This is a genomic window from Caulobacter sp. D5 (genome assembly GCF_003185805.1).
Taxonomy (GTDB): domain Bacteria; phylum Pseudomonadota; class Alphaproteobacteria; order Caulobacterales; family Caulobacteraceae; genus Caulobacter.
Map to the genome: position 1 here is coordinate 1 of NZ_QHJY01000330.1, position 3,663 is coordinate 3,663.

At 70.0% G+C, this 3,663-nt stretch carries 7 protein-coding genes; 3 read left to right on the forward strand and 4 right to left on the reverse strand.

Features of this window, described 5'->3' with window-relative positions; translation table 11 throughout:
* Positions 1-131: 131 nt before the first annotated feature.
* From DMC18_RS26665 to DMC18_RS19790, 4 genes are all read right to left on the reverse strand, one after another.
* The gene (locus DMC18_RS26665) at positions 132-308 is read right to left on the reverse strand and encodes a hypothetical protein (RefSeq protein ID WP_199228617.1); all 177 of its coding nucleotides are present in this window, start codon (positions 306-308) and stop codon (positions 132-134) included.
* Positions 301-570 (reverse strand): hypothetical protein, encoded by a 270-nt coding sequence (locus DMC18_RS19780; protein WP_110121918.1) that lies wholly within the window; start codon positions 568-570, stop codon positions 301-303. The genes DMC18_RS26665 and DMC18_RS19780 overlap by 8 nt, the downstream gene beginning before the upstream one ends.
* Positions 567-878, reverse strand: coding sequence for a hypothetical protein (locus DMC18_RS19785; RefSeq protein WP_110121919.1), 312 nt, complete (start codon positions 876-878; stop codon positions 567-569). The genes DMC18_RS19780 and DMC18_RS19785 overlap by 4 nt, the downstream gene beginning before the upstream one ends.
* 258 nt (positions 879-1,136) lie before the next feature.
* A complete protein-coding gene (locus tag DMC18_RS19790; protein WP_110121920.1) occupies positions 1,137-2,021 on the reverse strand; it encodes a DUF817 domain-containing protein in 885 nt (294 codons plus the stop codon).
* A gap of 75 nt (positions 2,022-2,096) precedes the next feature.
* Here DMC18_RS19790 and hisI point away from each other — a divergent pair, with 75 nt between their 5' ends.
* From hisI to DMC18_RS19805, 3 genes are all read left to right on the forward strand, one after another.
* Entirely contained in the window at positions 2,097-2,519 is a 423-nt protein-coding gene (hisI, locus tag DMC18_RS19795) for a phosphoribosyl-AMP cyclohydrolase (RefSeq protein WP_110121935.1), read from the forward strand.
* Positions 2,506-3,132 carry a LysE family translocator gene (locus DMC18_RS19800; protein ID WP_110121921.1) on the forward strand — a complete coding sequence of 209 codons (627 nt, stop codon included), beginning with the start codon at positions 2,506-2,508 and terminating at the stop codon, positions 3,130-3,132. Before hisI ends, DMC18_RS19800 begins: the two co-directional genes overlap by 14 nt.
* Positions 3,133-3,266: 134 nt before the next feature.
* Positions 3,267-3,608: an endonuclease domain-containing protein gene (locus DMC18_RS19805; protein ID WP_110121922.1), complete on the forward strand. Its 342-nt coding sequence runs from the start codon at positions 3,267-3,269 to the stop codon at positions 3,606-3,608.
* Positions 3,609-3,663: the final 55 nt, after the last annotated feature.

A 3,663-nucleotide genomic window follows, 5' to 3' on the forward strand; every position in this document is an offset into this window, starting at 1 on the left:
GGCCGCGCGCGGCCAGGCCCAGTTCGGTGAGGCCGCGGGCGTCGGCGATGTTGATCCAGTCGACCTCGTGGCCCTGCTTCTTGCGGGCGAGATTACGCAGGGCCGTCACCTGCTCGGGTGAGAGGGCCACCCTATTGGCCGCCCGACAGCGGGTTGGGCGCGACGGCGGCGCGGACGGCGAACGCCCCCAGGCGCTGCTGCAGCCGCACCACCTCGGCCGTGAGGTCGCCGACCTCGGCCTGGAGCTGGGCGTTGCGGCGCTTGAGATACTCGTTCTCGCGCTGGATGCGGTCGGTTTCCTCAGTCATCGGAGCCCTCCAGGCGGGGCGGGCGAGCCGCGGCGCTGCAGCGCGCCACCCAGCCCTGTCCGCGCTCACGCGTCATCTGCATGACCGTGAAGTCCTGGATGCCGCCGTCGGGCGAGCCCAGGGTGTAGATGTCGCCGATGACCGGCGGGGTGGCCAGTTGGCCGCCGATGGTGACGCTGAGCGCCTCGTCCCGCCAGCCGTAGGTGATCTCGTAGTCGTGGCGCCCGAACGGCGCGCTGCCACTGACGCTGCGGGCGCTCATGAGCGCCGGCCAGGAGGAGGCGTCTTCGCGGCCTGGTCGGCCAGGCTGCCGTCGACATGGGCGCGCAGCCCCGCTTCCATCGCGCCCTTGGCGTCGGCGGCGGAGGCGGCGACCGGCTTGGCGAACGCGGCGGCGATGGCGCGATGCGCCAGCAGGCCGGCGGCGTTGAGGTCGGGCTGGAGACGGGCCGCGTAGCGGCGCAGGGCGTCGGACAGGGCCAGCAGGCGAAGATCCCGCGACAGGCGCGGCGAACGCCCTTCGGCCTGCGAAGCGAGCGGCGGCGAAGTGATCGGCGGGGAGCGGGACATCGAGGGTCTCCAGGCGCGCGCCGACGCACGTCCTGGCCAGAGGACGGCGCGCCGGACGTCGGCGGCGATGAACGAAAACGGCCTTGAACGAAAAGGCCCACGAACGACGCCGGCATGAAACCGGCGGGCCGCCGAACCAGGTCGAGGTCGCCGCGAACGGAACCCCTTGGCGCGCTCTTCGGCGCATGGATCATCATAGCACGAAGCGGGCGATCCCGGCGGGATTTATCCGGCCCGACGCGCCCCTTGGACCGCCCCTCAGGCCGCCGCGCGGATGCCTTCGCGCAGGCGCTCGACGCAGGCGTCGAGCGGGCGGTGGACGAGGCTGACCAGGACGAAGCTGATCAGCATCAGCAAGTACCAGGCCCCCAGCTTCTCGATGGCGACCATATGCCAGCCGCCGGCCTGGCTGGGATAGATCCAGGCCCCGGCGACGGCGCCCAGGTTCTCGGCGAACCAGATGAACAGCGCCACCAGCATCAGCCCCAGCAGCAGCGGCATGCGCCGCGCCTGGCGGTCGGGCGTGTAGACGATCCAGGTGCGCCCGAACAGCACCGCCGACAGCACGAAGAGGCCCAGGCGGATGTCGGTCACGTAGTGGTGGGTGAAGAAGTTGACATAGACCAGCACCGCCAGGATGTGGGCGCTCCAGAACGGCGGGTACTTCACGAAGGTGAAGTCGAAGAGCCGCCAGGCGCGGGCGATGTAGCTGCCGACGCAGGCGTACATGAAGCCGGTGAACAGCGGCACGTCGCCGATCCGCAGCACGCTGTCTTCCGGGTAGACCCAGGAGCCGTGGGCGGTCTTGAAGATCTCCATGGCCGTGCCGACCAGGTGGAAGATCAGGATCACCGCCGCCTCGTCCCAGCGCTCGAGCTTGAGCAGCAGCAGGGCCGCCTGGATGGCGACAGAGGCGATGACGAGGAAGTCGTAGCGCGCCAGCGCCGCGTCCTTGGGCCAGAACAGGAAGGTGCCGACCAGCAGGGCCAGCATCAGGCCGCCGAACAGGCACGCCCAGGCCTGCTTGAGGCCGAACAACAGGAATTCGTAGGCCCTGGCGTTGGCCTTCGAGCGCTCCGCCCAGGGCCGCGCCCAGCGGTCCAAAGCCGCTACGCCGCCCTTGATCCTGGACTTGAGGTCCATCGTCCCGTCTTTTCCCGTCCCCCGCCGGATGCGGGAGGCTAGCCCAAACCGGGGGTGTTGCGCCATATGTCTTTGATGACCAGCGCCTTCTTCCCCGCCGCCCCCGACAAGCAAGCCCTGGAACGGGGGCCGGCCCTGGCCCCGCGCTTCGACGCCAACGGCCTGGTGGCGGCGGTGGCCCAGCACGCCGACACAGGCGAGATCCTGATGCTGGCCTGGATGAACGACGAGGCCCTGAAGCTGACCCTGGAGACGGGCGTCGCCCACTATTTCAGCCGCTCGCGCAACGGCCTCTGGAAGAAGGGCGAGACCAGCGGCCAGCTGCAGATCGTCAGCGAGGTCCGCGTCGACTGCGACCAGGACGCCGTGGTGATCAAGGTGCGCCCGCAGGGCGACGGCGGCGCCTGCCACGTCGGCTTCCGCTCGTGCTTCTATCGCGTCTGGGAGAACGGCCAGCTGGTCGAGCGGGGGGAGGACCACATCCATGACCACGCCTGAGGCCCTCGTCGCCTTCACCCTGGCCGCTAGTCTGCTGACCATCACGCCCGGGCTCGACACCGCCCTGGTGCTGCGCAGCGCCGCCACCGAAGGCCCGCGCCGCGCGGCCGCGGCGGCCATGGGCATCGGCGTGGGCTGCCTGATCTGGGGCATGGCCGCGGCCTTCGGGGCCGGGGCGCTGCTGACCGCGTCCGAGCTGGCCTACACGGCGCTGAAGTGGGCGGGCGCGGCCTATCTGGTGTGGATGGGCGTGAAGATGCTGATCAAGCCCCGCGACCGCTTCGAGCCGGGCGCGGTGTCGCCGACCGGCGGCGGGATCGCGGACTCGTTCCGGCGCGGCCTGTTCACCAACCTGCTCAATCCCAAGGTCGGGGTGTTCTACATCTCGTTCCTGCCCCAGTTCATCCCGACGGGCGCCAACCCCGGCGTGTTCGGCACGCTGCTGGCGGGGATCCACGTGCTGCTGGGCCTGGCCTGGGCCGGCCTGCTGATCGCCGCCACCGCCCCGCTGGCCGGCCTGCTGCGCGAGGCCGCCGTGGTGCGGTGGCTGGACCGGATCAGCGGGGGGGTGTTCATCGCGTTCGGGCTGCGGCTGGCGCTGGAGCGGCGGTAGTATTGATCCCTCTCTCTTGGAGAGAGGGAGGGGCCCGCCGCGAAGCGGTGGGAGGGTGAGAGGTTTCACCCTCGGCCGGAAAACCTCGATTCCTTCCGTTGCTCCGGCCAAAGGCGCGCACTCACGCTGTCGCCATGAACGCGACCGCCAACGCCCGCCGCCTGCGTCGGGGCCAGACCCTCGCCGAGAAGACGCTGTGGGCGCTCGTCCGCAATCGTCGCCTGGGCGGGTTCAGGTTCTTGCGGCAGGAGCCGATAGATCGCTACTTCGTCGACTTCGTCTGCGAAACGGCCAAGCTGATCGTGGAGTTGGATGGCGCCTCGCATGAAGGGCGCGAGGACCACGACGAGCGCCGTACGCAAACGCTGGAGCTGTTCGGCTATCTGGTTCTGAGAATCCGCAACGAGCAGGTTCTCGCCGACCCGGGCGGGACGGCGGATGAGATCCTCTCCGTGCTTCGTTCTGGCAGGCTGTAACCTCTCACCCTCCCACGCCTTCGGCGCGGGCCCCTCCCTCTCTCAAAGAGAGAGG

What these genes read in the sequence shown, in the direction of transcription:
- DMC18_RS19800 (WP_110121921.1), top strand. Translation starts at nt 2,506, where the DNA reads ATGACCACGCCTGAGGCCCTCGTCGCCTTCACCCTGGCCGCTAGTCTG.
- DMC18_RS26665 (WP_199228617.1), bottom strand. Translation starts at nt 308, where the DNA reads ATGACTGAGGAAACCGACCGCATCCAGCGCGAGAACGAGTATCTCAAG.
- DMC18_RS19805 (WP_110121922.1), top strand. Translation starts at nt 3,267, where the DNA reads ATGAACGCGACCGCCAACGCCCGCCGCCTGCGTCGGGGCCAGACCCTC.
- DMC18_RS19790 (WP_110121920.1), bottom strand. Translation starts at nt 2,021, where the DNA reads ATGGACCTCAAGTCCAGGATCAAGGGCGGCGTAGCGGCTTTGGACCGC.
- DMC18_RS19780 (WP_110121918.1), bottom strand. Translation starts at nt 570, where the DNA reads ATGAGCGCCCGCAGCGTCAGTGGCAGCGCGCCGTTCGGGCGCCACGAC.
- DMC18_RS19785 (WP_110121919.1), bottom strand. Translation starts at nt 878, where the DNA reads ATGTCCCGCTCCCCGCCGATCACTTCGCCGCCGCTCGCTTCGCAGGCC.
- hisI (WP_110121935.1), top strand. Translation starts at nt 2,097, where the DNA reads ATGACCAGCGCCTTCTTCCCCGCCGCCCCCGACAAGCAAGCCCTGGAA.